Source organism: Paenibacillus sp. FSL R7-0312, assembly GCF_038004445.1.
GTDB lineage: Bacteria > Bacillota > Bacilli > Paenibacillales > Paenibacillaceae > Paenibacillus_AQ.
In genome coordinates, this window is record NZ_JBBORE010000001.1 from 3,303,360 (window position 1) to 3,321,525 (window position 18,166).

General features: G+C 45.1%; 24 protein-coding genes and 1 tRNA gene. 16 read left to right on the forward strand and 9 right to left on the reverse strand.

Translation table 11 applies throughout. The annotated features are described in order from the left end of the window. Positions 1-10: 10 nt before the first annotated feature. The 3 genes from MKX70_RS14410 to MKX70_RS14420 all read left to right on the forward strand — a co-directional run bounded on the left by MKX70_RS14410 (position 11) and on the right by MKX70_RS14420 (position 3,342). Positions 11-2,359 carry a histidine kinase gene (locus tag MKX70_RS14410; RefSeq protein ID WP_340840211.1) on the forward strand — a complete coding sequence of 783 codons (2,349 nt, stop codon included), beginning with the start codon at positions 11-13 and terminating at the stop codon, positions 2,357-2,359. A 285-nt stretch (positions 2,360-2,644) separates the two neighbouring features. After that, positions 2,645-2,896, forward strand: coding sequence for an undecaprenyl-diphosphate phosphatase (locus MKX70_RS14415; RefSeq protein WP_340840212.1), 252 nt, complete (start codon positions 2,645-2,647; stop codon positions 2,894-2,896). 56 nt (positions 2,897-2,952) lie between these two features. Continuing rightward, a complete protein-coding gene (locus MKX70_RS14420) occupies positions 2,953-3,342 on the forward strand; it encodes a hypothetical protein (protein WP_340840213.1) in 390 nt (129 codons plus the stop codon). Between the two features lie 50 nt (positions 3,343-3,392). Here MKX70_RS14420 and MKX70_RS14425 read toward each other — a convergent pair whose 3' ends face one another. Next, positions 3,393-3,656, reverse strand: a complete 264-nt coding sequence (locus MKX70_RS14425; RefSeq protein WP_340840214.1) for a hypothetical protein — start codon at positions 3,654-3,656, stop codon at positions 3,393-3,395. A 50-nt stretch (positions 3,657-3,706) separates the two neighbouring features. On the opposite strand from MKX70_RS14425, the gene MKX70_RS14430 reads away from it, so the two are divergent. Then, the gene (locus tag MKX70_RS14430) at positions 3,707-3,976 is read left to right on the forward strand and encodes a hypothetical protein (protein ID WP_340840215.1); all 270 of its coding nucleotides are present in this window, start codon (positions 3,707-3,709) and stop codon (positions 3,974-3,976) included. Between the two features lie 11 nt (positions 3,977-3,987). Here MKX70_RS14430 and MKX70_RS14435 read toward each other — a convergent pair whose 3' ends face one another. After that, positions 3,988-4,680, reverse strand: a complete 693-nt coding sequence (locus MKX70_RS14435) for a WD40/YVTN/BNR-like repeat-containing protein (RefSeq protein ID WP_340840217.1) — start codon at positions 4,678-4,680, stop codon at positions 3,988-3,990. Positions 4,681-4,862: 182 nt separating this feature from the next. Here MKX70_RS14435 and MKX70_RS14440 point away from each other — a divergent pair, with 182 nt between their 5' ends. After that, a complete protein-coding gene (locus tag MKX70_RS14440; RefSeq protein WP_340840218.1) occupies positions 4,863-5,060 on the forward strand; it encodes a hypothetical protein in 198 nt (65 codons plus the stop codon). A 496-nt stretch (positions 5,061-5,556) separates the two neighbouring features. Here the strand turns inward: MKX70_RS14440 and MKX70_RS14445 are convergent, their stop codons facing one another. The 3 genes from MKX70_RS14445 to MKX70_RS14455 form a co-directional block, all read right to left on the reverse strand. After that, positions 5,557-5,721, reverse strand: a complete 165-nt coding sequence (locus tag MKX70_RS14445) for a hypothetical protein (protein WP_156123296.1) — start codon at positions 5,719-5,721, stop codon at positions 5,557-5,559. An 87-nt stretch (positions 5,722-5,808) separates the two neighbouring features. After that, positions 5,809-6,351, reverse strand: coding sequence for an ImmA/IrrE family metallo-endopeptidase (locus MKX70_RS14450; protein ID WP_340783748.1), 543 nt, complete (start codon positions 6,349-6,351; stop codon positions 5,809-5,811). A 143-nt stretch (positions 6,352-6,494) separates the two neighbouring features. Next, on the reverse strand, positions 6,495-6,671 hold the full coding sequence (locus MKX70_RS14455; RefSeq protein WP_076243860.1) for a YjfB family protein: 177 nt from the start codon (positions 6,669-6,671) through the stop codon (positions 6,495-6,497). Between the two features lie 169 nt (positions 6,672-6,840). Here MKX70_RS14455 and MKX70_RS33430 point away from each other — a divergent pair, with 169 nt between their 5' ends. Continuing rightward, on the forward strand, positions 6,841-6,996 hold the full coding sequence (locus tag MKX70_RS33430; RefSeq protein WP_155991357.1) for a hypothetical protein: 156 nt from the start codon (positions 6,841-6,843) through the stop codon (positions 6,994-6,996). A 48-nt stretch (positions 6,997-7,044) separates the two neighbouring features. On the opposite strand, the gene MKX70_RS14460 is transcribed toward MKX70_RS33430, so the two are convergent. Both MKX70_RS14460 and MKX70_RS14465 read right to left on the reverse strand, forming a co-directional pair. Further along, a complete protein-coding gene (locus tag MKX70_RS14460) occupies positions 7,045-7,182 on the reverse strand; it encodes a hypothetical protein (protein WP_156118708.1) in 138 nt (45 codons plus the stop codon). Positions 7,183-7,424: 242 nt separating this feature from the next. Beyond that, a complete protein-coding gene (locus tag MKX70_RS14465) occupies positions 7,425-7,865 on the reverse strand; it encodes a NucA/NucB deoxyribonuclease domain-containing protein (protein ID WP_340783753.1) in 441 nt (146 codons plus the stop codon). A 185-nt stretch (positions 7,866-8,050) separates the two neighbouring features. On the opposite strand from MKX70_RS14465, the gene MKX70_RS14470 reads away from it, so the two are divergent. Continuing rightward, entirely contained in the window at positions 8,051-9,538 is a 1,488-nt protein-coding gene (locus tag MKX70_RS14470; RefSeq protein ID WP_340840219.1) for a glycosyl hydrolase, read from the forward strand. A gap of 17 nt (positions 9,539-9,555) precedes the next feature. Here MKX70_RS14470 and MKX70_RS14475 read toward each other — a convergent pair whose 3' ends face one another. After that, positions 9,556-10,053, reverse strand: a complete 498-nt coding sequence (locus MKX70_RS14475; RefSeq protein ID WP_340840220.1) for a zinc ribbon domain-containing protein — start codon at positions 10,051-10,053, stop codon at positions 9,556-9,558. A gap of 199 nt (positions 10,054-10,252) precedes the next feature. Between MKX70_RS14475 and MKX70_RS14480 the strand changes: the two genes are divergently transcribed. Together MKX70_RS14480 and MKX70_RS14485 are read left to right on the forward strand one after the other, a co-directional pair. After that, positions 10,253-10,873, forward strand: a complete 621-nt coding sequence (locus MKX70_RS14480; RefSeq protein ID WP_042238454.1) for a hypothetical protein — start codon at positions 10,253-10,255, stop codon at positions 10,871-10,873. 245 nt (positions 10,874-11,118) lie between these two features. Then, positions 11,119-11,454 (forward strand): YolD-like family protein, encoded by a 336-nt coding sequence (locus tag MKX70_RS14485; protein ID WP_042238452.1) that lies wholly within the window; start codon positions 11,119-11,121, stop codon positions 11,452-11,454. A gap of 36 nt (positions 11,455-11,490) precedes the next feature. Here MKX70_RS14485 and MKX70_RS14490 read toward each other — a convergent pair whose 3' ends face one another. Next, positions 11,491-11,652, reverse strand: a complete 162-nt coding sequence (locus MKX70_RS14490; protein WP_197072972.1) for a hypothetical protein — start codon at positions 11,650-11,652, stop codon at positions 11,491-11,493. Between the two features lie 252 nt (positions 11,653-11,904). Between MKX70_RS14490 and MKX70_RS14495 the strand changes: the two genes are divergently transcribed. The 7 genes from MKX70_RS14495 to MKX70_RS14525 all read left to right on the forward strand — a co-directional run bounded on the left by MKX70_RS14495 (position 11,905) and on the right by MKX70_RS14525 (position 18,136). Then, the gene (locus MKX70_RS14495; RefSeq protein ID WP_042238451.1) at positions 11,905-12,591 is read left to right on the forward strand and encodes a M15 family metallopeptidase; all 687 of its coding nucleotides are present in this window, start codon (positions 11,905-11,907) and stop codon (positions 12,589-12,591) included. Positions 12,592-12,667: 76 nt separating this feature from the next. Next, on the forward strand, positions 12,668-13,126 hold the full coding sequence (locus MKX70_RS14500) for a WGxxGxxG family protein (RefSeq protein WP_340783759.1): 459 nt from the start codon (positions 12,668-12,670) through the stop codon (positions 13,124-13,126). Positions 13,127-13,275: 149 nt separating this feature from the next. Beyond that, positions 13,276-13,361, forward strand: a tRNA-Leu gene (locus MKX70_RS14505). A 108-nt stretch (positions 13,362-13,469) separates the two neighbouring features. Continuing rightward, positions 13,470-14,294, forward strand: coding sequence for a DEAD/DEAH box helicase family protein (locus MKX70_RS14510; RefSeq protein ID WP_231637917.1), 825 nt, complete (start codon positions 13,470-13,472; stop codon positions 14,292-14,294). Then, complete coding sequence (locus tag MKX70_RS14515; RefSeq protein ID WP_340840221.1) at positions 14,266-15,648, forward strand: type I restriction endonuclease subunit R, EcoR124 family; 1,383 nt, start codon at positions 14,266-14,268, stop codon at positions 15,646-15,648. Before MKX70_RS14510 ends, MKX70_RS14515 begins: the two co-directional genes overlap by 29 nt. Positions 15,649-15,796: 148 nt before the next feature. After that, positions 15,797-15,907, forward strand: coding sequence for a hypothetical protein (locus MKX70_RS14520; protein WP_339843021.1), 111 nt, complete (start codon positions 15,797-15,799; stop codon positions 15,905-15,907). A 477-nt stretch (positions 15,908-16,384) separates the two neighbouring features. Continuing rightward, complete coding sequence (locus tag MKX70_RS14525; protein ID WP_042238450.1) at positions 16,385-18,136, forward strand: GTPase; 1,752 nt, start codon at positions 16,385-16,387, stop codon at positions 18,134-18,136. Positions 18,137-18,166 lie beyond the last annotated feature (30 nt).

Below are 18,166 nucleotides of genomic sequence, written 5' to 3' on the forward strand. Positions count from 1 at the left end.
GAAAGGCCAAGTGGAGAACTTCAAACGGAAAAGTCCAGAGGAAATATTGTTGTCCATCTCCAAGCTGCATCGTGGACGGCTCAAAATATTCATTGGTGCTGTAAGCGGATCGGGTAAAACGTATCATATGCTGCGGGAAGGTACGACGCTTCAACAGCAGGGAATAGACGTGGTAATCTGTGCGGTCTCTACCCTGCAGCGCCCGGAAACTATTGAACAGGTGGGTGAACTGGAACGGATCCCAAGTATTCATTGGACGAAAGCAGGCATGGAAAAAAAGGATTTGAATATAGAGGCTATCCTTAGCAGGAATCCTGAGGTCGTGCTGGTAGATGGTCTGGCTCACCGGAACCGGCAAGGTGCAGAGCGGCCGACAAGATTAGAGGATATCCATTTCTTGCTGAGTCATGGAATCAGCGTCATGACGACTGTCAATGTGTATGAGCTGGAAGACGTCAGGGAGCTTGTTCAGAAATTCATGGACATTCGGGTAGAAGAAACCGTGTCTGCGCACACGCTGGAGATTGCAGATGAGATCAGACTGATCGATGTTACCCCGGAAACGCTGCTTCAGCGTGTATCGGAAGGACATGTGCGAAACAGCAAGGCCTCTCCCCTGTTTCAGCGGGGAACGCTGGGCGTGCTGCGGGAGCTTGCCCTCCGGCTGGTAGCCGAAGGGGTGAATGACTCCCTGGAGAAGCACCGGGAGCAGATGGGTATGCTTGGACCTTCAGGAGCGGCGGAGCGCATCCTGGTATCTACCCAATATCACTGGAATGGCTCCATTTATGTGCGGCGGGGTCAGCAGGTCGCCAAGCGGCTGAACGGAGAGCTGATTGTGGTTACCTTTGTGAGCAGGAAGCATCCGCTGACGAAGGAACAGGCTGCCTTTAAGGATTCGCTCGTTAAGCTTGCTAAGAAGGTTGGGGCAGACTTCGAGGAGCTATCCTTCCATTCAAGGAGACGATTGCCGGACCGTCTGATCCGCTACGCTCTTGAGCACAATGTGACCCGGATTGTATTGGGACATTCCCGTCAATCCAGGTGGCAGGAGTTCTGGCAGGGCTCAGTCGTCAATGATATCCTCCGCAAGTCCACAAATATGGATATCTTTATGGTTGCCGACCGGGCAGAACATCAGGGGGAGAGGATCATGCCGGCCAAGCTGGCAGCTCCGGTGGATAATTCGAGGTATCACCGGCTCAGCTCGCGGGAAGTAGATGAGAAGATTGGGCGAATCAAGCGGGGGCGGTTCAAGGTTTTGATTGGCGCAGCTCCTGGTGTCGGCAAGACGTATACCATGCTGCGGGAAGGCAATCACCTGCTGAAGAAGGGCGTAGATGTGGTAATCGGACTTCTGGAAACCCATGGCCGGTTGGAGACTGGACAGCAAGTAGCTGGACTGCCTTTAATTGAGAGAGCCCAAATTAAATACTCAGATACGGTGCTGGAGGAAATGGATACAGAGGCCATTATCCGGCGAAACCCAGAACTGGTTCTCGTGGATGAGCTGGCCCACAACAATGTCCCAGGGAGCGCCAACAGAAAGCGTTATGAAGATGTCATTAAAATTCTAGATGCCGGGATCTCTGTGATTTCCACCGTCAATGTTCAGCATCTGGAGAGCCTCAATGATGCTGTAGCACAAATTACAGGAGTTCGGGTAAGAGAGACGGTGCCGGATTCCATTCTGCGTCTGGCGGATGAGGTCGAGCTCATCGATGTGGCGCCTCAGGCGCTGCAAGCCCGAATGAAGGAGGGGAAGATCTATGCCCGGGAAAAAATAGATCAGGCGTTGGGCAACTTTTTCAAAATCGGAAATTTAATTGCCTTAAGGGAACTCGCACTTCGGGAGATCGCAGATGATGTAGATGAGCGTCTGGAATCATGGGAGCGTAAAAATTCATTGCGTGGACCATGGAATAAGCAGGAGGTGATCTTTGTCTGTGTCAAGCTGAGTCCGAATGCAGAAAAACTTATCCGCCGGGGGTTCAGATCCGCCTTTCGCATGAAAGCTGAATGGATCGTGTTGTACGTACATGCAGGCAAAGAGATGACAGAAGAGGAACGAAAGAAAAAGGATTCGATTGAGAACCTGACCCTACGGCTGGGAGGAAACTTCGAAATGATCCTCTCGGCTCCTTCCGCCAAGCTGGCTGAAGTGATTCAGGAGAAAGCTGATAAGCACCGGGCCACCCAACTAATTATTGGTCAATGTGACCGCCCAGTGTGGAGAAGAATATGGGAAGGAACGGTTATTCAAAAGCTGCTCCGTACGGCAAGACATATGGATATTCTGATCGTGGCTAACTACGATCCTTATATCAAGCGTGAAGATCTGTCTGCTCATGATTTATAACAAGCAGGGTGCTTATCACTCCATGAATACAAGAATGATCAATGTGACAAATATGTCATGCTGAATGGAAGAATGTAAGGTCAATCGATTTGGAAATAATGATGTCCCCCGTATACTGGTAAATTAAACATCATTCATATGATATTAGCCGTGTTGCCTGCATTAATCCTGTATCTCCTCTTCAAGGACACGATAAAAAGCCGTTTATTCAGCCCTACTCCTGTCGTGATCGGTTATGATGGATGGGATTAGCTATAAACAAGCCTTCGGAATCGGACTGTTCCAATGCCTGATTTGTTGAGTTCTGACGATATTCTTCTAATGTTAATTGGCTTTGCGGCATCCTTCATAGTAGCAATGATTGCAGTAGTGAATTTTATCAAACTGATTAAACGTCTTCGCTTGGAATGGTTCGCTCTCTATCGGTTTGTTTTAGCATCTAATGTGAGTTTCTGGAGAAGGTTCAAATTTTCACAATATATTTTTGTTTCAAAATGCGATACACTGGAATTACATAAGATTGTGATTGCTAACTGATGGAATTTTACAGCAGCGGAAAATCACATCTTCTTATCTATTTGGGAGGTGTCTTTTTGGAAGACGTAATTGATTTTGTCCAAACTTTCAAAGGTTTAGAGGCGCGGATTAATGAATTCATTAACGACGATTCGTCTCTGGAATATGTGGAGGGATCTGAAGAAGTAGTGGCTGGAGGAGCTTACGCCTGGTCTAAATTAAAACCCGCTGAAATATATAAGCAAGATCACATTGACTCTGATTATATAGAATTAGCAGATAAGATCAGAAAAGTTTTGAAAAATGAGCACAGCCCCCATATTGAAAAATTTGAACGGAGTTGCGCCTTAGTTTTAAACTATATTCGGCAAGATACATTGCTCTGGGTTCCTGGTTTGAAAAATGTGATTGAAAATATAAAATCCGAATTGGATTTACAGCAGTTTTTCATGGAAGTGACACGCTAGTCTATTATATTGTGGCCCGTCAACCGTAATCCGTTGGCGGGCGTTTTTCATTACCAGACATAAACCCCATTTACATCGAGAAACTCACCGTTATGCCGTTTACCATCCGTTGCGTAGCCGACAATAATAGCTGCACCGTCAGCTTTGGATTTGCCGCCTTCGGCATTGCCGTTCAAATCCGTCTTGGTGAAACCAGGTGTGACGGCGAATACTTGAGTATCGCTGTCCTTGCATTCAATCGCCATGGCCACGGTCATTGCATGGTTGGAGGTTTTGGAGGCGTTATAGTCAAAAGCATTAAGATTTATAGTCATGGGCCCCGCCTATCATTATATGGTAGTATTTAGTAAATGGAGGGGCTTAAATGAAATTAATGAAGAGATTGGGTTTGTGGTTGCCGGTCCTGTCTGTAGCGGTAAGTATGATTAATCTGTCAGGACAAGATGATAAAAACCTGCTGCTTTTTTTGACAAGTCCTTTGCTGTTATGGCTTAATCCTCAGCTGACAGATCTGCATTACAACATGGATAATGAACTTCTGTTCCAGTGTATACTATACGGCATTCACTTCTTCTTCTGGTTAGGGTTTGGTTTATTGTTCGATTGGCTATTAGCGCGCAGAAGAGCAAAATAGAGTTTCGGTTGTCATTTATGGAACGAAGATCTTTGATGTGCTGTTTCCGTGGAGGTAGCCCATTGCTTGCCGTCCGGTGAAGTCCAAAGGGCATGGCCAATACGGATTTCCCAAGAATAATGCTCCTTATCCTGAATTTCAGCAGCATCCCAGGACAAACTGTTCCATGTACCCGCGGTAGGGTCAGTTATAGCATTCCAGTGCTGCCCGTAATCTTGGGTTACGAAAAAAAGGAAGAACGAAGTGTTTCCGCCCTGTGCATTCTGTATCTCCGGGTGATCCGGAATCATGATTCCATAGGATGTTGAGCTGAAGAAAACAGGCGGTGCAGGATCAAACATGGAAGAGGCGCACTGATCAGGCACTTCAAGCTTCTCTTGGGTCCAGTGCGCTCCGCTATCTCCGGTTGTGTACAGCCGCTGCGTCCCTGGCTGCGGAGTGTTGATGGTTAGCCAGCCGTTATCCGCACTACTGAATGTAAATGCTCCAACCGGTCCGGACGGTAAGGTTCCGTTCTCCGAATCACTGAGCTTATCCCAGGTCTTGCCGCTATCGGCCGTCTGGTAGATCGCATTATCAGCTCTGAACATCCCGGAACCGGCAGAAGTGACCTTCCAACCGTGCATCTCATCCAAATTATATTGATAAGTCTGAATGTTCTCTGTAGACACAGAAGCACCTGTATCAGCGGCTGGTGCGGGCATAGAATTAAATGTGACCCCCCAAAGACCAGCTACAAGTTGCAGCATTAACCAAACACTTCTTAAAATTTCCACTACAAACACCTCCCTTGTCCATAGTAAGGGAAGGCAACTGGATATAAGTTACAGAATCATGATGAAACAATTAAAAATATATAACCAAAGGAAAGGAGGAGAGAGTGGCAATGAGCGAAGCAGAGGATAACAAAACTGAACTGGAGAAGCGGGTTGCTGCGCTGGAGAAACGGATTGCTGTGATGGAGAACTATAACCCGCCCCCGCAGTCCTCCAAAAAGGTAGTCTGGATCATGCTTGCGGTAATACTCGGAATCTTCCTGGCAATGGCGGGTATCGGGATTATCCAGTTTGTCAGCAGCGGCTAGTCGTTATTCTTGTCATTAATCAGCAGAGAAGTGCAGACCAGCGCTACAATAAGCATGATGCCCATTGCGATCATTTGAAAGATATTATTATAGGGATCTGAGAACGTTATGTATTCGAATACGACCTTGGATAGTAAATAGTAAAGAATACGCAATAGGCTTAGAAAGACTAGAGCGGCTACGATCCATTTCTTGATTGTGCTGATAGTGATAGAATCACTCCGTCCGCGGGGATAATAAATTGCAGTTACTCCCATTATTGTACAATATGGTAGCACAAGAGAAAACTGAAAATTGCAGTCCCCTGACCCTTTGCCCATAATCAGAACCTGCTCAGCCTAATTTAAGTTTGGTTTAAGCAACGGTGAGTATATTGTATACATACCCCTGATAGAAACCTTGGACCCTGCCGGACGTTGGCGGGGTCACTTTTATAGGGTGAAAGGTTACAGACTGAGCGGTGCTGGCTATATGCTGATTATTCTGCTTCAGAGGATTAATCGTACTCCTTGGGTTCCTGCAGTAAGATGGAGAAGGTCTGCGTTTCGTGGTCCACTTCAATGGTCTCGATGCCGACAAAATCCGGAATTTCGGGATGTACTGCATCTACGCTGTATTCCGGATGGGTCAGCAATAATTGAATGACTTTTATGGCTTCCATGTCGCTCCCCTTTACGGTTGAAATGTCACCATGCATAGAGGTACATCTGTTGTTCTTAGGTCTATGCCGGTATTATCCCCGCAGCGCTTAGCGAATATGTCTATGGATTAATTTTCTGTCTTCGTTTCTTTCCATTACGGCCATTAATTGCCCCTGGAAAATACGCCGTTGGATCTGGTCAATCCGCTGCAAAGCCAGCTCCACAGGTACCTGAAAGGTGCTGGAAAGCTCAGCCACGGCATCCTCACGCAATTCAGGCAGTGTCCGTGCAGAGATCATGGAATAGGGCATGGCGGCATACAGAATAAACCTCTCTGATTCATCCTCCTGCGACTGTGTGAACTGTTCAGGCATAAGAGTATGCTTGCCGGCATGGCGGAGCAGATGACACAGCTCATGGAGGAACTCCAGCCGCTGCAGTTCGGGAGGGAGCCTGTTGTCGATGAACATGCTGTACATTCCGGCGCTGGCCTCAATGCTCTTGCTTCGGACATCCAGATAATGAATCCAGATATTCAGCCGTTCGGCTATGTATTCAATAGATATGTCTGACGGCTGGCGGACACCGATACGCTGATATAAATCCTCTGTCCATTTCTCCAAGGCAGTCATCTGATAATAGGATTGCATAATCAATCACCTCAATATAAGATCGTATGTTCGTATTGATGGTCAAAAGAAAAGCCCTGAAGGGCTTAGCAATCAGCACACTCAATAGTCAGCAGCTGAATGAATATGGAACGGGTGTTCCTATGTATGTAAGCATAAAGCAATCAGGCGCGAATATCAAGTGTTTTTCCCAAGGTGGGGTGTGCGCCCTGACTCAGCATCTGGACCATATTCTGGGCATCGGTCTGTGCCTGATCTTTGGCAATACTCATGACCTGTAATCCCGCAGCCTGCAGTAAAGAGGACTGGTTCATGACAACCGATAGTGCAGCAATATCCATTTTTGTTCCTCCTCCAAAATTTTTTGAAGCAACGCATCCACCTTTTATATCGACCGGTTAGGGCTTGGCCGTTAGGTGGATGGCATTTCTTTGCCGATTGGCCCATGCCAGGGGTTAGATTTCCACATATTCTGTGCTGTATTCAATATTCAAGAGGAGGAATTAAATTATGGGAGCAGAGTATGGTTGCGGTTGTGGAAATAACGTCGGTGGAGTTAATCAGGGTCCTCCGATTGTTCCGGTTGTAAGCCCTTGGACTTCGACTGGTGCAATTCTGGTTCTGTTCATTCTGCTGGTTATTATCACTAAAGCTTGTTTGTTCTAGAACCGCATTGAAGAAGTGCTGCCCTGTCTGGCCTGAGGCCGGATGGGGCTATTTCTTTTTTTTGCGTGCCGCCGGACCGATCTGGCGTTTGATTCTGCCTGTATGCTCATCCGTTTCAATGATATACAACTCCTTGACTGTACCTGCAAGTGCAAACCATTCCTGTAAGGCTTCAGCCTCGGACATAGGGCCGTACAGCCTTTTACCCCGATAACAGATATAGAACACTCCCGGCTCTCCGTCTATGGAATAATATCCCACCCTATTTTACGCTTTATCCGGATGAAATTGCATAAAGAACTTTCGTTCGCATAACAGGCATGCCAAATGTCCTTATATGACGGAGAGGAGAGCGGCTAATATGAGATCTGTTACTTATCAGCAATCATTTGCGGTAGCGGTAGTGCGGGAGTAGTCAGGCACTCTGCCTATTTAAACATGAACTCTACGCGGGTACCGTCTGCGAAGTCCTCCAGCTGATTGCCGACCCAGCTTCCAGCCCCGCGGTTATCGCTGGGGGTTATGTATTCAATATCTGCGCCGGCTCCGCCTTCTGCACACATCGCCATCGGCCATTCGTCGCGGTCATAACCTTTTTTGGTGGGTACGCCCTTCAGGGATTCCTTACGGTTCTCTTCGGCTTCATTCCGGTCAATTGTGCAGATGGAGGACTCGCCGTTCCTGATCGCTTCCTGAATATGTCTGGCGGTCTCCGGATAACGGTCAGACGGGAATTCCAGCCGGACAACCTCCGAATTGTCAGAAGACGGTGTCTGGGACGGGAGCTGACCGTTCTCCTCGAAGTAATAAGCAGCGAGGCTGAGCAGAACAACAATAATGAGACTGGTGATGAATTTTTTGGCTTTCATATCTGCTCCTTAAAAGTTTTGTTAGCATAGCTTCCAAGTGATAAGCTCCGGCAATACTCGCTTCGGAAGCCTAGCTCACAATAGTATAGCGTATGACTGCGGAATTGGAACAGACCGGATTCTTGTCTATCCGCCGTGCTGATGTTACATAATTCGCCATAAAATGTACAAACAGGTGGAAAAGGATGGTGGGAAAAGTGGAACAGCGTGTACTCAGAGATCTGCTGGATTCCGCGTCACGGCTGGTAGGGGATGTACAATGGCAGGCTGCCTTCCGCAGTGTGCTGATGAGTCCTGCGGATGCGGAGCTGGCCCTGCCGGCGCGTAAATTGCTGAACACCTTATACTGGCTGCAGGGGCAAGGCGTGATCAGCGGACAGCATGATTATCTGGAGAGCCCGGATGAATTCAGCGTGAAGCTGAAGAATACTGGCGGGAGCTATGCGGGCCTTCACGGCTATGAGATGGGTGCCATCAGCAACCAGACGGAGCAGCAAATCAGCAGCCAGCGGCAGGCCGTCACGGACAGTGCAATCCGCTGGCATCAGGCCGGGGGGATCGTAACGATGAGCTATCATGCCAATCTGCCGGGAACCGCTCCGGTCTGGGCGAATGTCTCAATGAGTCTCAGCGAAGCAGATTTCAGCAGCTATATTACTCCGGGAACGGCCCAATACACAGCGATGATTGCAGAGCTGGACAAAGTAGCCGTCTATCTCAAAAAACTGAAGGATGCCGGTGTACCTGTGCTCTGGAGACCTTACCATGAGATGAACGGCGGCTGGTTCTGGTGGGGGCAGAAGTCCTCCTTCAGCACGCTCTGGGAGATTATGTTCGAGCGGTATACTGTATATCACAAGCTGCATAATCTGCTGTGGGTGTGGTGTCCAAATGCGAAGAACCAGTGGTGTGATGAACCAGCAAAATATTACCCGGGCAGCGGAAGAGTAGATGTGCTGGCACTGGATATCTATGACGCGGACTTCAAGGGGAGCCATCATGACAGCCTCTGGGATCTGGGGCGCGGCAAGCTGATCGCCATTGGCGAGAATGGGGAGCTTCCTCCGGCAGCCCTGCTGGCGGGTTCCCAGAACAAATGGAGCTACCAGATGACCTGGGGCAAGCTGCTGTATGAGAAGAACAGTGATGCGCTGATCAAGGCCTTCATGAAGGATCATTTCGTGCTCACCAGAGATGAATATGCAGCGAAGGCGGCAGCAATAGATCCATCAACAGGCGTCATGCCAAAGCCGGGTTTGTATGGGCAATACTACAATAACCTTACGCTTAGCGGTACGCCCGCTCTTACCCGGACGGATGCCAGCATCAACTTCATCTGGAGACAGGCAGCACCTGATCCGGCTATTCGCGCAGATTTGTTCTCGGTACGCTGGAGCGGCAGGCTGAGTGCGGTGTACAGTGAGACTTACAGCATTTATACTTCTTCGGATGATGGCATCCGGGTCTGGATCGACGGCAAGCTGATTATTGACAGCTGGATGAAGCAGAGCGGGCAGGAGCGGCAAGGCAGTGTGAAGCTGATTGCGGGTAAGCTGCATGAGCTGAAGGTGGAGTATTACGAGAACCAGGGGGATGCGCGGGCCGTGCTGATGTGGGAGAGCCCCAGCCAGGTCAAAAGCGTAATTCCGGCAGGGGCGCTGTATCTTCCTTAACAGGGGAAGGTATTAGGTCAAATTTGTTCGCGGTAGCTGATGTTGTTGGCGACTTTTTCGTTGCGGACGGCTTGGCGCAGCACGTCTTTTACGGTCTGAACCTTGCGGATTTTGCGGAAAGGAAGCTGCGGCGACGAAGCGTCATCCGAGAGGATCGTAAGGGTTCCAATGCCTAGAATACGGTCCGGAATCGACTGCGTGACGGAAAAATCATTGACCCGCAGCAGCTCGATTTCTTCGACATCCTTGCCGATCAGTCCGCTCTTCACCATAATCCGCTGTGTTGTAATAGTGTATCTGGTATTATTGAGTCCAATAAGCCCCTTGAGCCGGTCGGATATGCCCGCGGGCTTACCCTGCCACAGCTCGGTTTCTGTGCTTGTTCCGGAGACCCGGCCTGCCGCTGGACGGCGTGCTGCTGCCGGAGCATTATTGTCCTCTGTACCTGCTCCGCATTCTCCGCAGAATTTGGCACCTTGCTTGTATTCCGCACCACAGGCTGTGCAATAAGGCATAGGATATCTTCCTCTCGTATAACGGATAATTTGATTATAGTATAACAAGAATTCCCAGTCACTACCGGGTTCTTCTTGTGTTACTTTCTGTGAATACGCTTTATCGCAGAAAAATGTTTCATCCCAGGCCATTTTACATTAATTTCATTTGCACTTAACAAAAATCGATATTATTCTGTTAAGTGGAGGGATATAAAATATGAGACGATTCTTATTTGCAGGATTACTTATGATCGTAGTAGTGCTAAGTGCCTGCAGCAATGACAGCGCAGAACCTGCTTCGCAGGAAGTAGTGCAGGATACAGTTCAGAGCTTTTACAATGAAATGACAAAATTCGATGAAATGGGTAAATCCTCGCTGGAAAATTTCAACACCACCCTAACTTCTTATTCAACCGGAGATGCGACCGACAAGGAGCTGCAGAAGGCCGTGGACGAGTTCCAGGATACAGCCTCTGATATTGCCAACCAGGTTAGTGACGTGAAGATTTCCAAGAGCCTGCCGGACACGATCCAGACGCTGCTCAGAGATTCTATTATTGCTTTTAAAAGTGCGTATTCCATTAAAGAGCAGGCCTCCAAAAGCGCTGTTTCTCCCGATGTAACTGCCGAGGAATTCAATGAGATGAACCAGCAGGCGGATGTAGCGATGCTGTACGGCATCTCCAAGCTGAATGAAGCCAGAGCGGCCGCAGGACTGATTGACCCGGAAGAGAGCACAGAAGGCCTGATTGTCAACCCGTCAGAGGCGGACACCGCTGCGAAGACGGGTACGGGAGCTGCAACGACAGAGAGCACGTCAGGAAACACGGCCAATTAAAAAGTATTCATCCCCGTTTAGTGCCTAAGTAATTATCAGATCGAATTCAAAGCTAGCCCCACTGCTGTGGGGTTATTTTGCTGTGCGGGCGGAGTCCGGTATGGTTCCTCCCAGGTCTTGGTGCTTACATATATTTCTGCTTGCTTAAAAAGTAAGATCACGGATATAATACAAACATACGTTCGGTACATGAGCGGACAACGTATTGCGGTATTGAATATAGACCATAGATTGGGGGAGCGGCAATGGGCAAAAAGCTGGAGGGCAATAACCTGTGGGACAGTAACCGGACCGTACTGCCGGAGCAGATGCGTATAATCAGCAGAGGTGAACGGGAGACGTGGCAGAGTGTCAGGCCGGTTCCGGATGAGCACAAGCTGGAGGAGATTGAGCATACGCTGGCTTTGTCGCTGCGGAGTCATGTGCGGGTTACTATAGTGTTGTTTGACCCTCTTGAGCACAAGCTGCTTAGCGGATTTGTGACCTCCATTCACACCCACTCGCGCGAATTCAAGCTGCAGTGGGCGGAGGAATGGAAGTGGCTGAACGTGGATGATATTATAGACGCCTATATCGTCTGAGTGTGCAGGCGAAGCTGGCTAGAGCGGACTGAGCGGTTAATCTCTCCCGGCAGGTTCCGTCTTTTCATAAGCAATCAGCGTGACTCCGGGGTTCCCGGTCATCCGAGCAATGGCCGACTCGGCCTCGCGGATCACTTCGACAACAGCCTCCTGATCGCTAAGCGCGGCCACCTTATAGCTGTCACTGTGAATATCCATGGTTGTCCACCTTTCCTTGCAGGATTAAGGATTAAACGGTACTCAATGTTATTCTGGCCTGTTGTGCAGCAATTCATGCTTGCTGGCTCTCTTGTTTACGCTAAGCAAGATCATGCCTTATTCAGGCCCTCAGGACTCCCTGGGGGCTTATTTCGTATGCTTCAGGGAAACGGCGAACTTGGGCGGATGCAGGGGGGAAGTGTACAGGCAACATAGTACAAGGGGGCATTTACTATACCAGGGGGTGAGTATATGCTGACTTTGGATCAAGTAAAGAGTAAATCGGCAGGGGAGCTTGGCAATCTGCATCCGGTACTGCTGGCGGGTGCTACTGAACTCATCCGGCGGAGTTATGCCAGAGGGATTCCGATCCTTATTACCCAGGGAATGCGTACCATTGCCGAACAGAATGCACTATACGCACAAGGGAGAACCAAGAAAGGCGCTATTGTCACCAATGCCAGGGGCGGCAGCAGCTATCATAATTACGGACTGGCGATTGACTTCGCACTGCTGCTGCCGGATGGCAAAAGCGTATCCTGGGATATGAAGCGTGACGGAGACGGGGATAAGGTAGCGGACTGGCTGGAGGTTGCACAGGAGGCGAAGAAGCTTGGTTTCGAGTGGGGCGGGGACTGGAGTTCCTTCAAGGATTACTCTCATCTGCAGATGACCTTCGGACTAACCACAGCTGAGCTTCGGGCCGGTAAGCACCCCACCGATCAGCAGGTGAAGGACGCATTAAGCCGGATGAACGGAGGTGACCCAGAGGTGAATACCGAGGTTAAAGTAAATATCACATTGAACGGACAGAAGCTCACGACCGGCGTGTTGGATAGCGTCACCACGTATGCTCCGGTACGCGCCATTGCCGAAGCGCTTGGAGCCAAAGTGACCTATGATGCGCTCAGCAAGACCGTGAACATCATAAAGAAATAATCTGCGTTGCATAGATGATGTGCCGTGTGGGGAAATTATCAGCGATAAACCACAACTACAGAGGAGGCATACCATCTTGAACAAGCTGATTACAAGCCTTGCATGCGGCACAGTATTATCCATGAGTCTGCTCGGGGCCGGTTACACATCTGCTGCGGCTGGCACGACAGGAATGGGCGGAACAGCACCCGTTACCAACAGCACAACATCGGATACCCGAATGGGCACTATGGGCAACAACATGGGCAACATGGATGGCCGGAGCACACCAATGATGAACGGCCGGGGCAATACCATGATGAACCAGACCACAGGCACCATGCACAGGAACGAGACGATCATGAGGGATAAAATCCGTACCGGAGACAACAGCTCCGTCTCCCCTCTGAACAATACTACACCAACCGGCATCTACCGGGCACAGAGCACCACAGACGATAACGATAACGGCTCTAACTGGGGCTGGCTCGGCCTGCTCGGACTTCTGGGGCTGGTCGGTATGCGGAGCAGAAGCGGCGAGCGCGAACGCCACTAATCGGGTTAATGACTGCAAAGGGCCCGTATCAGTTTCGGCTGATCGGGCTGTTTGTCTATATGCAGGAATAATTAATGGCAATTATTTGTTGCGTATCCCCATAATACGTGATATTATATTTCTTGTCGCGTTAACCACGCACATACCATGCCGGGGTGGCGGAACAGGCAGACGCACAGGACTTAAAATCCTGCGGTACGTGAGTACCGTACGGGTTCGACCCCCGTCCTCGGCACTACAACAACAAGGGTTTCAGCTCATTAGAGCTGGAACCCTTGTTTCTTTTTAAGCAGGTTTGCTAACATTTTGCTAACGGCGTCTCATTTTTGAAAGTGGCGGATATATTTGGCATACAACAGGCTCGGGAAAAACGCTTACGAGTTTTAAAGCAGCTCGTTCGGCTACTGAACTTGATTTTATAGATAAAGTATTTTTTGTTGTAGATAGGAAAGACCTGGATTTTCAGACGATGAAAGAGTATCAGCGTTTTTCTCCTGATAGTGTTAATGGTTCAGAAAGTACCGCAGGATTAAAGCGTAACATTGAAAAAGATGATAATAAAATTATTGTGACGACGATTCAAAAACTGAATAACCTAATTAAAAGCGAAACAGAGTTACCTATATATAATAAGCAAGTGGTATTTATATTTGATGAAGCCCACCGTTCACAATTTGGTGAAGCTCAAAAAAATATTAATAAAAAGTTTAAGAAGTTCTATCAATTTGGATTTACAGGTACGCCTATCTTCCTAGAAAATGCATTAGGTTCTGAAACGACTGCTTCTGTCTTTGGTCGAGAGTTACACACTTATGTAATTACGGATGCCATTAGAGATGAAAAAGTTTTAAAGTTCAAAGTAGATTATATCGATGTACGTCCCAAGTTTAAAACGATTGAAAAAGAACAGGATGAGAAAAAGCTATCGGCAGCAGAAAATAAAGAAGCATTACTACATCCTGAACGGATTAAAGAAATATCTCAATATATTCTTAATAATTTTAAAATAAAAACCCATCGTTTAAATGCGAATGGAAAAGGATTTAATGCTATGTTTGCTGTGAGCCATGTTGACGCAGCCAAACTTTACTATGAATCATTAAATAACTTACAAAAGGGAAGCAGTAAACCCCTTAAGATTGCGACAATCTTCTCCCTTTACTGCTAAGGAAGAGCAAAATGCTATAGGTGAAATTCTTGATGAAACTTTTGAACCTTCAGCAATGGATAGTAGCGCAAAAGAGTTTTTAAGTTTAGCCATTAAAGACTATAATGCCATGTTTAAAACCAAATATGGCGTAGAAAGTAAGGAATTTCAAAATTATTATTGTGACCTTGCTAAACGAGTAAAAAACAAAGAGATTGATTTATTGATTGTTGTAGGAATGTTTTTAACTGGTTTTGATGCACCTACACTAAATACTTTATTTGTTGATAAAAATCTTAGGTATAATGGTTTAATGCAAGCTTTTTCGAGAACAAATCGTATCTATGATTCGACTAAAACCTTTGGAAATATTGTTACTTTCCGGGATTTAGAACAAGCCACTATTGATGCGATTAAATGTTTTGGGGATGACAACACTAAAAATGTGGTGCTGGAAAAAAGTTATAGAGAGTATATGGAAGGATTCACTGATGTGGCAACGGGTGAAGCTCGTCGTGGTTATGTAGACATTGTAAAAGAGCTACAAGAGCGGTTTCCTAATGTTGAAGATATTGCTACTGAAAAGGATAAAAAAGAGTTTGCGAAACTCTTTGGTGAATATTTACGTATTGACAATATTTTGCGGAATTATGATGAATTTTCAGGTCTAAAAGCTTTACAAACAGTAGATATTAATGACCCTGAGGCTTTGGGGGATTTTAAATCTAATCACTATGTAAGTGATGAGGATATAGTTGCAATGAAAGAGATTAAAGTACTAGAAATACAGGATTATCGTTCATCATATAATGATATTCGTGATTGGCTTCGTCGTGAAAAAAATGGAAAGGAAAAAGATAATTCCTCTATCGATGGGGATGATGTTGTCTTTGAAGTAGATCTTTTAAAATCCCAAGAGATCAATTTAGATTACATTCTTGAACTTATTTTTGAAAATAACAAAAAAGTAAAAGATAAGGTTTTATTGGTTGAAGAGGTACGTCGTTTAATTCGTTCTAGTGTGGGGAACCGTGCGAAAGAAAGTTTAGTAGTCGATTTTATCAATCAAACGGATTTAGACAATATTCAAGATAAAGCGAGTATTATTGATGCCTTCTTCTCATTTGCTCAAACTGAGCAAAGGCCTGAAGCAGAAGAATTGATTAATACTGAAAAACTTAATGAAGAGGCTGCAAAAAGATATATTTTAACTTCATTAAAAAGAGAATATGCCAGTGAAAATGGAACGGAGCTTAATGAAATTCTTCCTAAAATGAGTCCTCTTAATCCTCTGTACTTAACAAAAAAGCAGAGCGTTTTTCAGAAAATCTCTGCCTTTGTAGATAAGTTTAAGGGAGTAGGTGGAAAGATTTAATAGATCTAAAATAGAAAGTACAATGTGGAGAAATGGCAGAATTCAAATATAAAGCAACTCAAATAGACGGCAGATTGTCGGAATCTTCAAGGGTTGGACAAAGGAACTAAGAAGGATAAGCTGGAATGATAAAGAAGCTAAGTATGATATCCGTGAATTGTCGCCAGATCATGAGAAAATGGGCAAAGGTATCTCGTGGACTAAGGAAGAGATTGTTACGCAGCGGGTTTTGTTAATGGTTTGGGATTGTAGCTATTGAATCAGGAATATAACAATATCAAAAAAAATGAAGCTTATATAGGCGGATACTTTGGATCGAGTTACGAGTTTGAAGCTGACTTAGTGAATGGTTACATTTCTTGGAACACTGAAGGCGAGTATTTTGAACCTCTGATCATCTTGATATGGATGCTTCGGACGATCATTGGCGGTTCGAGATCCGTAGAGATGGAATCAAGGTACACTTCAAACTGCGAATCAGTCAGTTTATTGGTACGATGGGTGTCGAGGCTGGCGGTCTAGTGGATTCGGATAAAGTGCTAGAATAGGGTATATAAAACTAGATTGAGATGAGGCTCCTGGCGGCTTGCAGGGGTCTTTTTGTTTGTCGATTTTGGGAATATTTTCTGGAATTTTGATGGAAGATAGGATATGATTAACACTGACTTATAGGATGTTCATTTATTCACATTTATATATCCTAAGTTAGGTTCGTATTAAAAATGGAGGAGATAATATGGGTAAAGCCATCGAATTAGCTGTTTTGGGAAGATCGAATGCTGGTAAATCAACACTCATATCAGTTCTATTAGCTGATATAGACTTAGGAAATAGTTTACATCAAAATAATGATAAAGGAAAAACTAAATTAAACGCTAAATATTGTTTATATAAAGAATGTGATAATACCACATTTGAAATTAAAAAAAATGAAAAGTTGTTAGACTATTATTTGAAATCCGAGTTAAATGTTGATGAAGTTGAAGAAATGGGAGTAGCTTTAAAAAAAATCGAAAAAAATTTTGCTGATATAATACCAGAAGTGAAAAACTTACATGAAAGTAGTCTAATTGATTTGCCAAATAATTTTAATGAAATTGTAAAAAAATATATAGATGAACTGAGTCAACGAAAACTAGTAGAGGTTCTAGCCTTATCTGAACAATCTCCTCATTTGCGAGACTTAATAGAACTAATTGTTGTACATACACAAGCATCTGATATTGCAAAGCGAATCATTGATAAAAATAAGCTGGACTATTTTTCTATTATTGATACTAAAGGATTTGGTGATGCAACCTCATTAATTCATTATGAAGTCCCAAAAGCAGATGCGACTATATTTATGATATCAGACAAGTACATTGATTCTGATTATAAAGATATGGAATCTACAATTACTGATCAAGTAAAGAAAATACCAACTATATTATGTGCAAGAGGACAAAAATTAAGAGAAAATGAAATAAATGAAATAAATGAAAGCAATAATGTAGTTAGTTTCTTTAATGAAAATTATGCTGATGCTTTTTCAGAGGAAACAACTCCAGCGGCAAAACTCAAAAAATATTTAAAAGAAACAGGAATTATTCAAACTAAAACAAATTCAGATAAGTCTATGATGGAACTATACCTTTTAGATGACGACATTTTCAGGACATTACCTCATATTTTGGGCAAAAACGAAAAAACAGGTAAAACCATTGTTACTGAACATATGTGCAATAATTCCAAAGATATTTATTGCAAAATCGTTGAAGATATATTACAACGGGCTGTTTATGCAAAAATTAAAGAGGATGAGTCCGTTCAAGGTTTAATCGAGAAAATGACTAATGAAAAGACAAGTACGGAAATTAGAAATTATATATTGTCAAAATGTAATAAGTATATTATGCAAGCAAGTATTTCACCAGTAGTTAATGATAAGGACTTGCAAAGAGTATATTTCGACAAGACTGTTCAAAGTGTTTCAAAGTTCATTGAGACTGTTCATCGATATATACATGGTCCACAAGGTGGTACAACGGGGCACTATGCATACAACTATGATAGATTAGCAATTTCCAGCTATGTGTGTCTCGAAAAATGTTTTGAAGAACTACAGCGTGATGGAATTCCCAATTTGGACTTCGCTCAAATTGAGCTTATTATAAGGAAAGTTCGTAGAGATATTTGTAGGTATGGTAAATTAGCAGGATATCAAGAAGGTTATACAGCGTATATTGACTATGATAAACTGTGTTTGGCCTATGATAAAGAATCAGATAAAGCTGGCCCTTGGAAAGGTAATTTTTACGCATGGGAGTATTCTTATGAAAATGTTAGAAATGAAATAAATAATAACGCCATTTTCGGTGTAGATTTAGGTAAGGCTCAACATGCTGCATCCATATATTACGGCGTTATAAATCGAACAGTGTCAAATGCAGTTAATGGTCTGCTTAGTACGATGCCTCAAGAAATTGATGAATTTATAATTAAATAATAAGGTTCTAACCAGAAATCAGTAATTGAC